The organism is Streptomyces anulatus, assembly GCF_000721175.1.
Lineage (GTDB): Bacteria > Actinomycetota > Actinomycetes > Streptomycetales > Streptomycetaceae > Streptomyces > Streptomyces anulatus_C.
The window spans coordinates 103,324-117,674 of record NZ_JOEZ01000010.1 but is presented as its reverse complement, the minus strand read 5'-3'; the positions used below and the strand labels follow the sequence as shown (position 1 = coordinate 117,674).

Here is a 14,351-nt window from a genome sequence, read left to right as displayed (position 1 = left end):
CGGACGGGACGATCCCGCGCCGCACCGGCCCCGCGCCACACCAGCCCCGCGCCACACCAGCCTTGTGCGCAGCGGCCCGCCGCACCGCGTCTGATCTGCGGGAAGACGCGTGCCAGCCGGCCGGGGCCAGTCGAACCCCAGCGACGGGGTCAGGGAATCCGGTGCGAATCCGGAACTGACGCGCGGCGGTGAGGGGGACGGGGGGGACACGGCCACTGGAGTACCCACGTGCTCCGGTAAGGCGTCCCGCCCGGACGAACCCGGGTTCCGAGGACCTGCTGGCACCCGCGCCCCGAACCGGGGTACGGGAACCGGACGACGGGCTCCACGGCTGGGCCCGGAGACACAGAGGTCCTTCGTGCTGTCCACGGCCGCCCCGCCCCGACACGTACCGCCGCCGTGCTCGCGGCGGGACTCCTCCCTCGGTACGGTTCCTGCCGCGCCGCCGAGCCCCGACGCCCCTCGGTACGCCGCTGAGCGCGGACGGGGCCGGACAGCCCGCCGGGCGGGCCCGGTGTACGAGCCCGCCCGGCGGCCGAGGGCGTGGGAGCGGCCGTGCGGCCACCTGAGAAGGTGCGGGTCAGCGGCGTCGCCCCTGGCCGAACTCGCCACCGGCGTCCTTGCCGGTGCCCATGTCCCTGCCGTCCGTGTAGTCGATCTTCTCCTTGCGGACCTCGGCGGAGACTTCCTTCTGCTCGGTGACCCGGTTGGTCTCCAGCCGGACCCGCTCCACCGGCACGGCTTCCTTCCGTACGGTGGCGCGCTCCGCGTGCAGCGTGACCTCGACGTCCTGCTCGCCGAAGTCGGTGGTCCCGGTGCTCTTCTCACCGGGCTGGAGCGGTTCGCGGACCACGCGGACCTCTTCGTGGGACACGGGCACGGTCCGGGTGACCTCCTCGGTCACCACGTACTTGTGCAGCCGCGCCTTGCCGCTCTCGTACTCCTCCTTGCCGACGTGCAGCTGCTCCTCGGAGCGGATCAGCTCCTCCTTGCCGCTCATGCCGGCCGCCCGGGACGTACCCGCGCCGGCGCCCGCCAGCGGGCGGGCCGTTGTGGAGGCGTCCGTGTCGCGGTGCCTGCCCGTACCGCTGCCTGCTCCTGCCATGCCCGCTCCCGTCGCTCCCGCGCCGGCCGCCCCGGCGCTAGTCCCCGCCGTGGTCGCCTTACCGGTCGCCTTGGCGCCGGGGGCCTTTCCGGTCCCACGGGCCGCGCCCGCGGCACCGGCCGCGCCCATCGCACCTGTCCCGGCGGTGGTCGGCGCGTCCATGCCGGCCGACCGGTTCTCGCCGAGGTTGCCGGACTTCCTGGTCAGGCCGTAGTGCCGGTACAGCTCCTCCTCCTCGGCGACGGAGAGGTGCGCGTCCGCGTCCACCCGGGGGGCGTCCTTGACGCTGTCCTTCGGATGGGCGACGTGCAGGTCGGAGCCCACTCGACGGGCTCCGGCGAGCGGGACGAAGCTCTCCTTCATGCCGAACAGGCCGGTCTTGACCGTGACCCAGTCGGGCTTGCCGGTGTCGTCGTCGATGTACACCCGGCCCACACTGCCGACCTTCTCGCCGTCGTTGTCGTACACGGTCAGACCGTCGAGTTCTCCGGAATCCGTGAAACCGTCAGCGGCTCCCATAACCGATTCCTCCTCTCGGGCACGCCCTGTGGTTGGCTCCACCGGAGGTGGCGCGTCCGGATTCCATCGCGCCTCACCCCCATGGTCGCTGCAACCGCCCGCAGGCCCCGATCGCGGCCCCCGAAAGCCCGGTGCGGGGCCCCGGCCCATTGCGGCGGCACCCGGCCGCAATGGAACCCGTTAGGCCAATCGGGTGAGGGTGCGGCTCCCGCATATGATCGGCGGACGGTGGCGGCCGGACGACGGACCACCGCCCACCCGCCGATCCGCCGAGCCACCAGGGGAGTGCGCCATCTCCATCTCTTCCGTACGCGTCCGGCTGCCCGCGCAACGCGGCGAACTGCGCGACCGGCACGAGGACGGGCGCCGCCTCCACCACCTCCTCTGGCGGCTGGGGCCCGGCGTCCGGGTCTGCAGCAGCGCGGTTCTCGGCGGCGGCATCGGCCCCCGGGCCTGGATCCTCAACGCCCAGGTCCCCGGTGGCTACCCTCGCCTCGACCCGGACCGCCACCTCGCCGAGATCGCCGCCGCGGAGGGGCTCACCGGCCCGGGCGCCGGGCTGATGACCGCGGCCGATGTCGCCGCGTACACGACCGGTCACGACGGCGGTGTCACGGCGACCGTCACGACGGGCCTCGGTGTACGGGGCTGGGCGGCGGCAGCCGAGGACGGTGAGGCGCCCCGGTTCCGGCCGGGCACGGTCAACATCGTCCTCACGCTGCCCGTCGCGCTCTCCGACGCCGCCCTCGTCAACGCCGTCGCCACCGCCACCGAGGCCAAGGTCCAGGCCCTCCTGGACGCCGGACTCGACTGCTCGGGCACCCCCACGGACGCCGTGTGCGTCGCCGCCCCCGAACCGGGGCCCGACGGCGGTGAACCCTTCGCCGGACCCCGCTCCCTCTGGGGAGCGCGGATGGCCCGCGCCGTCCACACCGCCGTACTGGCGGGGGCCCGCCCGGCAGCGTGACGGGGTTCGGTCCACCGTCACCGGGTGCCGCACCACCGCGTCGCCCCCGTCGCTGCTGACGCGGCGGGCGCGGTCCGCTCACCGCCGACGACCTCGACCAGGGGGGATGGGGCAGGGCGGGATGAAGGGATGCCCGACGACGAGCCGCCCGGGATGCTCACTCGTGGGCGAGCATCCCGCTCCGCAGCTTGCCCAGCATCCGGCTCAGCAGCCGGGACACGTGCATCTGCGAGATTCCGAGCTCCGCGCCGATCTGCGCCTGGGTCATCTCCTGGCCGAAGCGCATGTCGATGATCCGGCGCTCCCGCTCGTCCAGTTCGCCCAGCAGAGGAGCGAGGGCGTGGAGATTCTCCACGGTCTCCATGGCGGGGTCCGGCTCGCCCAGCACCTCGGCGAAGGTCCGCCCGGCGTTCTGCCCGGGCCCGGCCTCCGCGGTGTCGGTCGGCATGTCCAGGGAGCCCGCCGTGTAGCCGTTGGAGGCGACGATCCCCTCCGTGACCTCGGACTCCGTTATCCCCAGGTCCTCCGCCAGCTCCTGCACCGTGGGGTCCCGGTCGAGGTCGCCCGCCAGGGACTCCTTCGCCTTCGCCAGGTCGACCCTCAGCTCCTGGAGGCGCCGCGGCACGTGCACCGCCCAGCTCGTGTCACGGAAGAACCGCTTGATCTCCCCGACGATGTACGGCACGGCGAACGAGGTGAACTCGACCTCCCGCGAGAGGTCGAAGCGGTCGATCGCCTTGATCAGCCCGATGGTGCCGACCTGGATGATGTCCTCCATGTCGCCGCTGCCCCGGTTGCGGAAGCGGTTGGCGGCGAAGCGGACGAGGGACAGGTTCATCTCGATGAGGGTGTTGCGCGCGTACTGGTACTCGTGCGTGCCCTCCTCCAGGACCTGGAGGCGGTCGAAGAAGAGACGTGAGAGCCGGCGCGCGTCCATCGGGGCGATCTTCCCGGCCTCCTCGATCCACGGAAGCTCTTCGGTGGCGCCCGCCCGCTCCGTACCGGCCGTCTGTGCGGTCTGCGCACTGTGCACGGTCATGTCGCTTCACGCTCCCTGGTTCGTAGGCCCTGAGGCCTGTTCGCCTTCCCGGGGGTGCGACTCTCATGCGCGGCGCAGCGAGTTGATCTGGCCACACGGTGCGAGTTGGCCGGAAACAGGCCTGGTTCGGCCCTGAGGTGCCGTCATCTGGCGGGCGCTGCCGAAAGGCACCGGCCAGGCAGGCGCAAAGAACCGCCCCACCGGTACGGGGGAGCCCGGTGGGGCGGTCGCCACCAGAGTGCCACAGGCAGGCGGCGGTTGGGACCGGACCGGCGCGTATTGGCCTACGGATGAGTCGATTTCGCCGCTCGTCCACGCGGGCGCGCGCCGGGGCATCGGTGCACCCCGGTGATCGCGGTGTCATGAACAGACTCCCCTCGCGGAATACGTGCCGGACCCACAGGCTTTCCGTTCTTGGCGGCGCATCGCCCCCGGCGCCGGGGGCCCGCCGTCGAGGAACCGCGCGAACGTCGTCGAGGAACCGCGCGACGCGAAGGACGGAGCGAGGAAGACCATGCCCCAGAACCACACCCGGCCCCGGACCGATGCCACGTCCCGGCCGCATCCGCTGGACAACCCCGCCCGGTCCTCGCTCACCGGTCCGCACGCCCACTTCGCCGAGAGGCATGGGAGGATCCTGCGCTATCCCGTCGACGTCACCCCCTGGATCGCGCTCCCCGACGTCCCGGACGCCCAGGACTGGGCGGATGTCGCGGGGCTCGCTGGGCCGGGCGGTTCCGTCGCCCTGGCCGCGCTCCAGGCGCCGCCGCCACAGGACTGGGAGATCGTCTTCCGGGCCGAGGGCGTCCAGCTGGTCGACGACTCGGTGGCCGCCGCACCCGATCCGGAGGCGGTCCGGCTGGGCCCGCAGGACGTGCCGGAGATGCTGGACCTGGTGGCACGCACCCGCCCCGGCCCCTTCCTGCCGCGCACGGTCGAGATGGGTACGTATCTGGGCATCCGCCGGGGCGGCACCCTGGTGGCGATGGCGGGGGAGCGGCTGCACCCGCCCGGCTGGACCGAGATCAGCGGCGTCTGTACGGACGAGTCCGTACGGGGGCAGGGGCTGGCGAGCCGACTGGTCCTGGCGGTCGCACACGGCGTCCGAGAGCGCGGCGAGACGCCGTTCCTGCATGCCTCCGCCTCCAACACCGGGGCCGTACGGCTCTACGAGTCCATCGGCTTCCGGCTCCGCCGGCGTACGGAATTCCTCTCCGCCCTGGTCCCCGCCACGCTCCCGTCGGCCGACGGGACCCGCAGGCCCTCGCTGCGCTGACCGGGCAGCCGGCACCGGTATCCGCAGGACGGGACCTGAGGCACCCCGGTACGGGGGCCCAGGCCCCGGGCCGGAAGTCCCGGGCGGGACCTTCGGCCCCCGTTCAGGGCCCTAAGCCCTCCTGCGCGGACGCCCGCGCCCCGGTCAACTGGAAGGGACCGCCCGAAACCGCGGGCGGCGCCGGGAGATCAGCGGGAGGACAGGCCGTGCCCATGAGGTTGCTGGACATGGCGCCGAAGCAGAGCGGGGTACGGCACCGGAGCGGTGCCGCGCCCGGTCCGGACGCGGGCATCGCGGCGGTGTCCCGGAGCCGGATCGGCAACTGGGCGCTGGTCGGCGGTCTGGCGCTGCTGACGGTGCTGGTCGTGGTCCTCGACGCCACGACTGGCAACGACCTGCGGGTCGTTCCGCTGCTCGTGGTCGTCCCGGCCCTGGCCTCCGTCTACTGCAGCCTCCGCCAGACGATCTGGGTCGCGGTGTGGATCACCACGGTCGTCGTCGGCTTCCGGGTCGGCGCGGACGGCGCCTTCTGGGACTTCGTCTTCGGCATCGGCTTCGCCGTACTGGCCTGCGCCCTCGGGGTCGCCGCCTGCGCGGCACGCATCCGGCACGCCACCGAGATGGCGCGGCTGCGGTCCGCCGCCGTCACCCTGCAGCGCCAGATCCTGCGGCCGCTGCCCGTCGAGACCGACCACGTCCTCGCGCACGGACTCTACGAGCCGATCGAGGAGGACCGCTTCGTCGGCGGAGACATCTACGAGGTCGTCGAGTCGCCCTACGGGACCCGCGTGATCATCGGAGACGTCCAGGGCAAGGGGCTCGCGGCCATCGGCGCCGGATTCGCGGCCATCGCCGCGTTCCGCGAGGCGGCCATCCGCGAACCCACGCTCACCGGCGTGGTGGAGGCGCTGGAGGACGCCGTCGTCCGGCACAACGTGTTCTCCGCCCAGACCGGTGAGGCCGAACGCTTCGTGACCGCGCTCGTGCTCGGCTTCGACGAGGGCGGCCGGGTGGAGGCCGTGAACTGCGGCCACCTGCCGCCGCGCCTGCTGCACGAGGGCCGGACCTCGGCCGTCACCCTCCACCGGACGTACGTCCCCCTCGGCCTCGCCGGACTCAGCCGGGAGGCCCGTACGGCCGAGTCCTTCGACTTCCCACAGGGCGCGACGCTCCTCGTCGTCACCGACGGGGTGACCGAGGCGCGCGACACCGCCGGCGCCTTCTACCCGCTGGACGAGCGGGTCGGGGGCTGGGCCGGGCACGGGCCCCGCGAACTGCTCGATGCGCTCCACGTCGATCTGGAGAGCTTCTCCGGCGGCGTCCGGCGCGACGACGTCGCCGCGCTCGCTCTGCGCCGCGCCCCCGTGGTCTGAGAGCCCCCGACGCCCCCGTGGCCTGAGCGCGCGCACCGACGGCTTCGCGGGCTCGCCCGCCTATGTCGCGGCCAAGCACGGCGTCGTCGGCCTCACCAAGACCGCGGCGCTCGAACGCGCCGGACAGAACGTCCGGATCGACGCGGTCAGCCCCGGCCAGGTCCTGCTGAAGGTCACCGCCTCCGTACGACGGTGGCCCTGCTCCCTTCCCGGCGGCCGCCGCCGGGGCGGGCGGAAATTCTCGGCGGGGCCGGCGAGCCGCCGTTAGACTCGTCGGCATGGGTTCGTACCGTTTCTACTTCTTCCGCTGATTCCCGGCCCGGACGGCCGCCGCGCGCCGCACCACGCGTCGCTGTGAGACGCCCCCGGTGACGTCGACGTCACCCCGAGCGCACGCCGCCGTCCCCTCCGCCGTCCGGCATCCACGCCCCGCCGCCGCGCCCCCGTGCGCGCCGCCGCGGGCCGTCACCCAGGGAAAAGGCACCCATGCACCCCCAGCGCGACCGCGCTCAACTGGCCATGAAGGACGTCTCCAAGGCGTACGGGGACCGCTCCGTACTCGATCAGGTGACCCTCACCGTCGGGCCCGGTGAGAAGACCGCCGTCATCGGCGAGAACGGCTCCGGAAAGTCCACCCTGCTCCGGCTGCTGGCCGGCGCGGAACAACCGGACACCGGAGAGATCACCGTCCGGTTCCCCGGCGGCACCGGCTACCTCGCCCAGACCCTCGGCCTCGACCCGGCCGGCACCGTGCAGGACGCCGTCGACGCGGCCCTCGCCGAGCTGCGCGACCTCGAACACCGTATCCGCGAGGCGGAGGCCGGCCTCTCGGAGCGGAAGCCCGGCGACCCGGGGCCCACCGACGCGGAACTCGCCGCGTACGGAGAACTCCTCACCGCCTACGAGGACCGCGACGGCTACCGGGCGGACGCCCGCACCGAAGCGGCTCTGCACGGCCTCGGCCTCGCCCACCTCACCCGGGACCGTGCCCTCGCCACGCTCTCGGGCGGCGAGCAGTCCCGGCTCGCCCTCGCCTGCGTGCTGGCCGCCGCTCCGGAACTGCTGCTGCTCGACGAGCCGACCAACCATCTCGACGCCCGCGCGGTCGGCTGGCTGGAGGACCATCTGCGCGCCCACCGGGGCACCGTCGTGGCGATCACCCACGACCGGGCGTTCCTGGAGCGCGTCACCTCGGTGATCCTGGAGGTCGACCGTGACCTGCGCACGGTCACCCGGTACGGGGACGGCTGGGACGGCTACCGCACGGCCAAGGCCGCCGCCCGCCGCCGCTGGGCCCAGGAGCACGAGGAGTACCTGGCGGACCTGGCCCGCACCGAGGAGCTGGTCGAGGCCGCCGGAGCGCGGCTCACGGCCACCGGAGGGGACCCGGGACAGGGCTTCGGCAAGCACCGCCGCTCGCACGAGGCCAAGCTGTCCGGTCAGGTCAGGGCCGCCCGGACCCGGCTGGACGCCCTGCGCAGGTCTCCCGTGCCGCCCCCGCCCCGACCTCTCGCCTTCACCGGCCGCCCGGCCGTGGCCACGGAGACCGGCACGGCGGCCCGGGTCGGAGCCGCTGACGGAACCGGCACGGCGGGCGGCATCAGAACCGGCACGGCGGGTGGTGCGAGGCCCCTCGTCGAGCTGGACGCCGTCTCCGTCGGGGACCGCCTCCACCTCCCCTCCCTGCGCGTGGCATCGGGAGACCGCCTCCTGGTGACCGGCGAGAACGGGGCCGGGAAGACCACCCTGCTGCGGGTCCTCGCGGGCGACCTGGCTCCCGGCACGGGCACGGTGACCCGCCATGCCCGCATCGGCTACCTCCCGCAGGAACTGCCCGCCCGGCCGACCCGGCGCACCCTGCTCGCCACCTTCGCGGCGGGCCGCCCCGGCTTCCCCGACGAGTACGCCGACGAACTCCTCGCCCTCGGCCTGTTCCGCCCCGAGGACCTCGACGTGCCCGTCGCGTCCCTCTCCGTCGGCCAGCAACGCAGGCTGGCCCTGGCCCGGCTGGTGACCCGGCCGGCCGATCTGCTGGTGCTGGACGAGCCGACGAACCACATCGCGCTGAGCCTGGTCGAGGAGCTGGAGCGGGCCCTCGACCAGTACCAGGGCGCGGTCGTCGTCGTCTCGCACGACCGCAGCTTCCGGGCCCGCTTCACCGGCGACGTCCTGGAACTGCGGGCCGGCCGCCCGGCGGATGCGGTACCGGCCTACGCGTCGGGGGAGGCGGCCGTCCCGCGCACCCGGGCGCGCAGCCGGTCGACGAACACCCGCTGACCGGCGATCAGCCGCTCGGCGGCCTGCTCCGGCGTGCACCAGGCGAACCGGTCCATCTCCGGGAACTCCTGCTGCACGCCGGACCCACGCGGCCACTCCATCGTGAACGTCCCAGGCACGACGGACGCCACGTCCAGCTCCGCCTCCAGGGCCCAGACGGTCACGGTCTTGCCGCTGCGCTGCCGCGACTCGCCCAGGGGGATCAAATCGCCCGGCGGGACCGGTACCCCCAGCTCCTCCGTGAACTCCCGGCGGGCAGCCGCCTCCGCTCCCTCCTCCGGCCCGTACTCGCCCTTCGGCACCGACCAGGCGGCCGTCTCCCGCCCCGCCCAGAACGGCCCGCCCATGTGCCCGATCAGCACCTCGACATCCCGCTCGCCCCGGGCGTCCGTGACCCGGAAGAGAACAAGCCCCGCACTGCGCCTGCCTGTCGACATGGCGTCAAGTCTGCTGCGGCGGAGTACGGGGCGCCACGCGAGGGTGGGCGGCGCGGGGGAGTGCCGGCCCCGGCGGCGGGCCCCGCCGACCGTCGGCACCCCGACGCCCCTACGTCTTCCGGTAGCCGTACGCCTCCGAGGCCGCCGCCTCCACCGCCGCGAGATCGCCGCCCGCGGAGGCGGTCACCACGGCGGCCACCGCACCCTCCACGAACGGCGCGTCCACGAGCCGGGTGTCCTCGGGCAGCTCGTCGCCCTCGGCGAGCATGGCCTTCACCGTGAGGACCGCGCTCCCGAGATCCACCAGGACCGCGACGCCCGCACCGCGGTCCACCGCGGCGGCGGCCCGGCCGATCAGCTCCGCGCTCGTCCCGAGCCCGCCGTTCGGCAGCCCGCCGGCCGGGGCGACCGGCGCGGTCACCCCTCCGGCGGCGAGCCCCCGGGCCAGCTCGGCGACCGAATCGGCGACCGGACCGCTGTGGGAGACCAGTACGATGCCCACCTGCCGCTCGCCGCTCACGCGCCCGCTCCGTCCGCCACGGTCGCCGCCAGGGCCTCGACCAGCAGCGCCGACGAGGTCGCGCCCGGGTCCTGATGCCCGATGCTGCGCTCGCCGAGATAGCTGGCCCGGCCCTTGCGCGCCTGCAACGGCACCGTGGCCACGGCGCCCGCACGGGCCGCGTTCGCGGCGCCGTCGAACGAGGTGGCGAGGGCCTCGGCCGCGGGCAGCAGCGCGTCGAGCATCGTCTTGTCCCCGGCCTGGGCGCCGCCCAGCTGACCCACCGCGGCGACCCCCGCCGCGAACGCCTGGGCGAGCTGGTCCTGCGTCACCTCTTCGTCGTCCCCGAGAGCTTTGCCCGTACGGCGCAGCAACGTCCCGTACAGCGGGCCGGATGCTCCGCCGACCGTGGAGATGAGCTGCCGTCCGGCCAGGGTGAGCACCGCGCCGGGAGTGGCGGGGGCGTCCTTCTCCAGCACCGCCGTCACCGCCGTGAAGCCGCGCTGGAGGTTGCTGCCGTGATCGGCGTCCCCGATCGCCGAGTCCAGCTCGGTCAGATGGTCCGCCTCACGCTCCACGGACGCCGCGACAGCGGTCATCCAGCGGCGGAAGAAGTCGGTGTCGAGCACATGATCTCCTGTTCCTCGGTCCCGCCGGGACGGATCGTCCCGACGGCACGGGCAGTACGGCCGACCGACCCCGCACCGGGGTCGCGTACCCGGTCGCGGGGTCCCGCCGGCGGCTCAGCAGCCCCAGCGGAGCGCGGCCGTCCGCACGGGTGCGTCCCACAGCCGCAGCAGCTCCTCGTCAACCTGGCACAGCGTCACCGAGCAGCCTGCCATGTCGAGCGATGTCACGTAGTTCCCCACGAGCGTCCGAGCCACCGGAACGCCCCGCTCGGACAGGACCCGGTGGACCTCGGCGTTGAACCCGTACAGCTCCAGCAACGGTGTCGCCCCCATGCCGTTCACCAGCGCCAGCACCGGACCGGTGGGGCGCAGATCCTCCAGCACCGCGTTCACGGCGAAGTCGGCGATCTCCCCTGACGTCATCATCGGCCGCCGCTCACGCCCCGGCTCCCCGTGGATGCCGATGCCCAACTCCAGTTCTCCGGAAGGCAGATCGAAGGTGGGGCTGCCCTTGGCCGGCGTGGTGACGGCACCGAGCGCCACCCCGAAGCTGCGCGAGGCCCCGTTCACCTGCCGAGCGACCGCGGCCACCCGCTCCAACGGAGCGCCCTCGTCCGCCAGAGCTCCGGCGATCTTCTCGACGAAGAGCGTCGCTCCGGTACCGCGCCGCCCGGCGGTGAACGTACTGTCGCTCACGGCCACGTCGTCGTCCACCACCACCTGGGCGACCTGGATCCCCTCGTCATCGGCGAGCTCGGCGGCCATCTCGAAGTTGAGCACGTCACCGGTGTAGTTCTTGACGACGAACAGAACCCCCGCCCCACTGTCGACCGCGGCCGCCGCCCGCACCATCTGATCCGGCACGGGGGAGGTGAACACCTCCCCGGGACAGGCGGCCGACAACATCCCGGGTCCGACGAACCCGGCATGCAGTGGCTCATGCCCGGAACCGCCCCCGGAGACGAGGCCCACCTTCCCCGCCACGGGGGCGTCCCGGCGGGCGACGACCCGGTTCTCCACATCGACGGTCAGCTCGGGATGCGCGGCCGCGATGCCCCGCAGGGCATCGGCGACCACGGTCTCGGGAACGTTGATCAACATTTTCATGTCTGTCTCCTCGTGAGCTTGGCAGAGAGGGCTTCGGTCTGCGTTTTCCCTGGTCAGGAGAGATGTGTTCAGTTGTTGATCTCGGCGGCCGCGGCGGCTCGTCGCGCCTTGCGGCGGTACGGACACTGATCACTCGCCGAGTTTTCTGACCACTCGTCACCTACCCGTGGAATTGGTTCTGATCACGGCGGGAAGGAGCTCGAGTTCACCGTACGATCCTGCCTGCGTGCTGAGTTCGACGCCATCTCAAGGGCGTTTCGCGAAGCCCCCAGCCGGGTTCGGCAGTGTGGCCGTGCATCGGACCGGCCGGCCCGGTACCGGTGAGTGGGAGCGAAGGGCTTTCCTCGGCCGGCGCGCAACCGCAGGGGGCCGCCGGGGGACTCGAGGCCGAGCGTGCACGGTGCGAGCGGTCGCTGTTCTCCCCGGTGCCACGATCGGACGTGGTGCTCACGAGGCGTGGACGCCCAAGGTCCTGCCGGTTGGCATGCACGCTCGGCGGTGTGGTACTTGCTGCCGGTCTTCCGCCGGCCGGCCGGCTGCGGACGGGTGTCGGCACCCTCATTTCCGCCGTCCCGAGCCGAACCCCGGCTCCAACGGCAGGAGCCGGGATGTCCTCGTCTGCCGGGTGGCGGTCGGCCACTCGGCGGGGCAGCGGAATCAGCGGGCGTCGGCCTCCGGTGCTTCGGCCGGTACGTCGCGGACGCCGAGCCGCAGGTGCTCGACGTGGTAGAGGGCCTGGTCGAGGAGTTCGGCGACGTGGTTGTCGTAGAGCGCGTAGATGATCGACCGCCCGTGACGCTCGCCGGTGACCAGGCCCAGGTTGCGCAGCAGGCGCAGCTGGTGCGAGCAGGCGGAGGCTTCCATGCCGACGGCTTCGGCGAGGTCGCCCACGGAGCAGGGACCTTCCTGCAGGCGGGCCAGGATGTGCAGCCGCGAGGGTGTGGCGAGGGCCTGGAGGGTGGCGGCGACGTCGGCGGTGCCGACCGCGTCGAGACGTTCGCGGGTGGTGGCACTGCTGGTGGTGTCGCTTCCGTGGCCCATGCGTCCATCTTACCGACGACACTTGAAGATCTGTTCATGTATTCCTGTATGGTGAGGGTGTCGCCCCGCCTCCGCCCGTGAAGGGTTACTTCGTCATGCCTTCTGTCCTGGACCAGCGCCCCGCCCCACCCGCCTGCGATCCGCGTCCTGCCCTGCCCCGGCGCCGTACACGTGTCCTGGCGCTGCCCGAGGCCCGGTGGGCGCTCGCGGCCCTGGTGCTGTTCCTTCTGGCCCTGCCGGTCCACCTGCTGGGTGGTCCGGTCTGGCTGTGGGGGCCGTTGTTCGCCGCGACGTACGTCACCGGCGGGTGGGAGCCGGGGTGGGAGGGCCTGAAGGCGCTGAAGGACAAGACGCTGGATGTGGACCTGCTGATGGTCGTGGCGGCGCTCGGTGCTGCCGCGATCGGGCAGGTCCTGGACGGGGCGCTGCTGATCGTCATCTTCGCCACCTCCGGCGCTCTGGAGGCCGTCGCGACCGCCCGTACGGCAGATTCGGTGCGCGGTCTGCTGGATCTCGCTCCCACCACCGCCACCCGGCTCCTGGCCGACGGCACGGAGGAGAGCGTCGACGCCGGGCGCCTCGCGGTCGGGGACATGATCCTGGTGCGCCCCGGGGAGCGGGTCGGTGCCGACGGGCAGGTCCTGGACGGGGCGAGCGACGTCGACCAGGCCACCATCACCGGCGAGCCGCTACCGGTGACCAAGCAGGCGGGCGACGAGGTGTTCGCCGGCACGGTGAACGGCACCGGCGCGCTGCGGGTACGGGTCGAGCGGGATCCGGCCGACTCGGTGATCGCCCGGATCGTGAAGATGGTCGAGGAAGCCTCCGGGACCAAGGCGCCGACCCAGCTGTTCATCGAGAAGATCGAACAGCGGTACTCGATCGGCATGGTCATCGCGACCCTGGCCGTCTTCGGTATCCCGCTCGCCTTCGGCGACACCCTTCAGTCGGCACTGCTGCGGGCGATGACGTTCATGATCGTCGCCTCGCCCTGCGCGGTGGTCCTCTCGACGATGCCGCCACTGCTGTCCGCGATCGCCAACGCGGGCCGCCACGGTGTGCTCGCGAAGTCCGCCGTCGTCATGGAACGCCTCGGGCAGGTCGACACCGTCGCCCTGGACAAGACCGGAACGCTGACCGAGGGCACCCCGCGCGTCACCGACATCACCCCCCTGCCCGGCGGCGATCTGGACGAGAACGCTCTCCTCCACCTGGCGGCTTCCGCCGAGCACGCCAGCGAGCACCCCCTGGCCCGCTCGGTCGTGCAGGCCGCCCGCGAACGAGGGCTCGTCCTGGCCGAGGCGTCCGAGTTCACCTCCGCCCCGGGCACCGGTGTCACCGCCACGATCGACGGCCGGACCATCCGGGTCGGTTCCCCGGCCCGCCTCGCCCCCGCCAGCGGCGAAGACCTCGACGGGGCGGTCCAGGCGCTGGAGAGCGGGGGCCGTACCGCGGTCCTCGTCGTGCGCGACGGCGTAGCGGTCGGCGTGCTGGGCATCGCGGACCGGCTCCGCCCCGACGCGAAGGCGACGGTCGCCGCGCTGACCGGACTGACCGGCCGCCCGCCGGTCCTGCTGACCGGCGACAACGAGCGCGCCGCCCGGCACCTGGCCGCCGAGGTCGGCATCACCGACGTGCGCGCCGGGCTGCTGCCGCAGGGCAAGGTCGCCGCTGTACGGGAGTGGGAGGCCGAGGGCCGCCGGGTGCTGGTCGTCGGCGACGGCGTCAACGACGCCCCCGCGCTGGCCGCCGCACACGCCGGCATCGCCATGGGCAAAGCCGGCTCCGACCTCGCCCTGGAGACCGCCGACGCCGTCGTCGTCCGCGACGAACTCGCCACCATCCCCGCCGTCGTGGCCCTCTCCCGCACAGCCCGCCGCCTCGTCGTCCAGAACCTCACCATCGCCGGGGTGTTCATCACCGCCCTGGTCGCCTGGGACCTCATCGGCACGCTCCCGCTGCCGATCGGCGTCGCCGGCCACGAAGGGTCCACCGTCATCGTCGGCCTCAACGGACTGCGCCTGCTGCGCGAGCACGCCTGGACCGACTCCGCCGGCCAGGACGGCGCGTGAGCAGACGCGT

General features: G+C 73.3%; 12 protein-coding genes, 1 pseudogene and 1 riboswitch. Of the genes and pseudogenes, 6 read left to right on the top strand and 7 right to left on the bottom strand.

Translation table 11 applies throughout. From position 1 onward, the window contains the following. The first annotated feature begins 110 nt into the window (after nucleotides 1-110). Nucleotides 111-297: riboswitch (cobalamin riboswitch) on the top strand. Between the two features lie 283 nt (nucleotides 298-580). Further along, a complete protein-coding gene (locus IG90_RS0113420) occupies nucleotides 581-1,624 on the bottom strand; it encodes a DUF2382 domain-containing protein (protein WP_030582613.1) in 1,044 nt (347 codons plus the stop codon). A gap of 214 nt (nucleotides 1,625-1,838) precedes the next feature. On the opposite strand from IG90_RS0113420, the gene IG90_RS39400 reads away from it, so the two are divergent. After that, nucleotides 1,839-2,591 carry an adenosylcobinamide amidohydrolase gene (locus tag IG90_RS39400; protein ID WP_030582611.1) on the top strand — a complete coding sequence of 251 codons (753 nt, stop codon included), beginning with the start codon at nucleotides 1,839-1,841 and terminating at the stop codon, nucleotides 2,589-2,591. 157 nt (nucleotides 2,592-2,748) lie between these two features. On the opposite strand, the gene IG90_RS0113410 is transcribed toward IG90_RS39400, so the two are convergent. Next, nucleotides 2,749-3,630, bottom strand: a complete 882-nt coding sequence (locus tag IG90_RS0113410; RefSeq protein ID WP_030582608.1) for an RNA polymerase sigma factor SigF — start codon at nucleotides 3,628-3,630, stop codon at nucleotides 2,749-2,751. Between the two features lie 514 nt (nucleotides 3,631-4,144). On the opposite strand from IG90_RS0113410, the gene IG90_RS0113405 reads away from it, so the two are divergent. From IG90_RS0113405 to IG90_RS0113395, 4 genes and pseudogenes are all read left to right on the top strand, one after another. Then, complete coding sequence (locus IG90_RS0113405) at nucleotides 4,145-4,906, top strand: GNAT family N-acetyltransferase (protein WP_030582603.1); 762 nt, start codon at nucleotides 4,145-4,147, stop codon at nucleotides 4,904-4,906. Nucleotides 4,907-5,133: 227 nt separating this feature from the next. Continuing rightward, nucleotides 5,134-6,279, top strand: a complete 1,146-nt coding sequence (locus IG90_RS0113400; protein WP_033894145.1) for a PP2C family protein-serine/threonine phosphatase — start codon at nucleotides 5,134-5,136, stop codon at nucleotides 6,277-6,279. A gap of 34 nt (nucleotides 6,280-6,313) precedes the next feature. Next, nucleotides 6,314-6,499 (top strand): annotated as a pseudogene (locus IG90_RS46870) (SDR family NAD(P)-dependent oxidoreductase); the annotation flags it as partial. Between the two features lie 266 nt (nucleotides 6,500-6,765). Continuing rightward, nucleotides 6,766-8,556: an ABC-F family ATP-binding cassette domain-containing protein gene (locus IG90_RS0113395; RefSeq protein WP_030582598.1), complete on the top strand. Its 1,791-nt coding sequence runs from the start codon at nucleotides 6,766-6,768 to the stop codon at nucleotides 8,554-8,556. Here the strand turns inward: IG90_RS0113395 and IG90_RS0113390 are convergent. The 5 genes from IG90_RS0113390 to IG90_RS0113370 all read right to left on the bottom strand — a co-directional run bounded on the left by IG90_RS0113390 (nucleotide 8,490) and on the right by IG90_RS0113370 (nucleotide 12,269). After that, nucleotides 8,490-8,993 carry an NUDIX hydrolase gene (locus IG90_RS0113390; protein ID WP_030582595.1) on the bottom strand — a complete coding sequence of 168 codons (504 nt, stop codon included), beginning with the start codon at nucleotides 8,991-8,993 and terminating at the stop codon, nucleotides 8,490-8,492. The two genes, IG90_RS0113395 and IG90_RS0113390, sit on opposite strands and share 67 nt — an antisense overlap. Nucleotides 8,994-9,102: 109 nt before the next feature. Beyond that, nucleotides 9,103-9,513 (bottom strand): PTS-dependent dihydroxyacetone kinase phosphotransferase subunit DhaM, encoded by a 411-nt coding sequence (locus IG90_RS0113385; protein ID WP_030582591.1) that lies wholly within the window; start codon nucleotides 9,511-9,513, stop codon nucleotides 9,103-9,105. Next, nucleotides 9,510-10,121, bottom strand: coding sequence for a dihydroxyacetone kinase subunit DhaL (gene dhaL, locus IG90_RS0113380; protein ID WP_030582588.1), 612 nt, complete (start codon nucleotides 10,119-10,121; stop codon nucleotides 9,510-9,512). The genes IG90_RS0113385 and dhaL overlap by 4 nt, the downstream gene beginning before the upstream one ends. A 114-nt stretch (nucleotides 10,122-10,235) precedes the next feature. Further along, on the bottom strand, nucleotides 10,236-11,228 hold the full coding sequence (dhaK, locus tag IG90_RS0113375; RefSeq protein WP_030582585.1) for a dihydroxyacetone kinase subunit DhaK: 993 nt from the start codon (nucleotides 11,226-11,228) through the stop codon (nucleotides 10,236-10,238). 657 nt (nucleotides 11,229-11,885) lie between these two features. After that, nucleotides 11,886-12,269, bottom strand: a complete 384-nt coding sequence (locus tag IG90_RS0113370) for an ArsR/SmtB family transcription factor (RefSeq protein WP_030582583.1) — start codon at nucleotides 12,267-12,269, stop codon at nucleotides 11,886-11,888. 95 nt (nucleotides 12,270-12,364) lie between these two features. Here IG90_RS0113370 and IG90_RS0113365 point away from each other — a divergent pair, with 95 nt between their 5' ends. Beyond that, nucleotides 12,365-14,341, top strand: a complete 1,977-nt coding sequence (locus IG90_RS0113365) for a heavy metal translocating P-type ATPase (protein ID WP_033894168.1) — start codon at nucleotides 12,365-12,367, stop codon at nucleotides 14,339-14,341. Nucleotides 14,342-14,351 lie beyond the last annotated feature (10 nt).

Excerpts from the sequence above, each read along its gene's own strand:
- IG90_RS0113420 (WP_030582613.1), bottom strand. The coding sequence starts at position 1,624 with ATGGGAGCCGCTGACGGTTTCACGGATTCCGGAGAACTCGACGGTCTG.
- IG90_RS39400 (WP_030582611.1), top strand. The coding sequence starts at position 1,839 with ATGATCGGCGGACGGTGGCGGCCGGACGACGGACCACCGCCCACCCGC.
- IG90_RS0113410 (WP_030582608.1), bottom strand. The coding sequence starts at position 3,630 with ATGACCGTGCACAGTGCGCAGACCGCACAGACGGCCGGTACGGAGCGG.
- IG90_RS0113405 (WP_030582603.1), top strand. The coding sequence starts at position 4,145 with ATGCCCCAGAACCACACCCGGCCCCGGACCGATGCCACGTCCCGGCCG.
- IG90_RS0113400 (WP_033894145.1), top strand. The coding sequence starts at position 5,134 with ATGGCGCCGAAGCAGAGCGGGGTACGGCACCGGAGCGGTGCCGCGCCC.
- IG90_RS0113395 (WP_030582598.1), top strand. The coding sequence starts at position 6,766 with ATGCACCCCCAGCGCGACCGCGCTCAACTGGCCATGAAGGACGTCTCC.
- IG90_RS0113390 (WP_030582595.1), bottom strand. The coding sequence starts at position 8,993 with ATGTCGACAGGCAGGCGCAGTGCGGGGCTTGTTCTCTTCCGGGTCACG.
- dhaK (WP_030582585.1), bottom strand. The coding sequence starts at position 11,228 with ATGAAAATGTTGATCAACGTTCCCGAGACCGTGGTCGCCGATGCCCTG.
- IG90_RS0113370 (WP_030582583.1), bottom strand. The coding sequence starts at position 12,269 with ATGGGCCACGGAAGCGACACCACCAGCAGTGCCACCACCCGCGAACGT.
- IG90_RS0113365 (WP_033894168.1), top strand. The coding sequence starts at position 12,365 with ATGCCTTCTGTCCTGGACCAGCGCCCCGCCCCACCCGCCTGCGATCCG.